This is a genomic window from Frigoribacterium sp. ACAM 257, from assembly GCF_007954365.1.
GTDB lineage: Bacteria > Actinomycetota > Actinomycetes > Actinomycetales > Microbacteriaceae > Frigoribacterium.
On sequence record NZ_VOLO01000013.1, the window covers coordinates 1 to 978 of the forward strand.

1 protein-coding gene is annotated in these 978 nt (G+C 69.5%); it reads right to left on the reverse strand.

The window, feature by feature from the left end; translation table 11 throughout:
* The coding region (gene xylA / locus ES689_RS15450; protein WP_146906473.1) for a xylose isomerase at window positions 1-978 on the reverse strand (978 nt) is incomplete at both ends.

The following is a 978-nucleotide window of genomic DNA, read 5'->3' on the forward strand; positions in this document are numbered from 1 at the left end:
CTTGCGCCCATCAGGTGCTCGAGCGCGAGCTGCTGCAGGCGGACGAACCCGTACCCGTGGCCGCCGAAGTGCTGCCCCGCGTCGTAGTCCTCGTACGAGGCGCGGTCGGCGAGCAGCTGCTCGTAGCCCTCGCCCTCGCCGAGCGTCGGCGTCGACAGCTCCTCGACCTGGGAGGCGGCCAGCGCCTCCTGCACGTCGGGGTCGGCACGGAACGCCTGGGCGCGCTCCTTCAGCAGCAGGTACATGCGCATGTTGGCGGCCGCAGAGTCCCACACGCCCGAGATGTCCTCGGTGCGCGACGGCTTGTAGTCGAAGTGGCGGGGGCCGTCGTAGGTCGGGCCGCCCTGGGGCGAGCCGTGCTCGAGCAGGTCGACGAGCGAGAACGCGTTCTGCAGGTCGCCGTGGCCGAAGACCAGGTCCTGGTCGTACTTGATGCCGCGCTGGCCGTTGAGGTCGATGTGGAACAACTTGCCCTGGTAGAGCGCCTGGGCGATGCCGGCCGTGAAGTTCAGGCCCGCCATCTGCTCGTGGCCGACCTCGGGGTTCACGCCCGCCATCTCGGGGTGCTCGAGCGTCTCGATGAAGGCGATCGCGTGGCCGAGCGTCGGCAGCAGGATGTCGCCGCGGGGCTCGTTCGGCTTGGGCTCGATCGCGAAGCGCAGGTCGTAGCCCTTGTCGAGCACGTACTGCGAGAGCATGTCGACGCCCTCCTTGTAGCGCGACAGGGCAGCCTGCACGTCCTTCGCGGAGTCGTATTCGGCGCCCTCGCGGCCGCCCCACATGACGAACGTCTTGGCGCCCAGCTCGGCGGCGAGGTCGATGTTGCGGAGCACCTTGCGGAGCGCGAAGCGGCGGACGCCGCGGTCGTTGGAGGTGAAGCCGCCGTCCTTGAAGACGGGCGCGCTGAAGAGGTTGGTCGTCACCATCGGCACGACGATGCCGGTCGCGTCGAGCGCGCCCTTGAGGCGGTCGATCTGC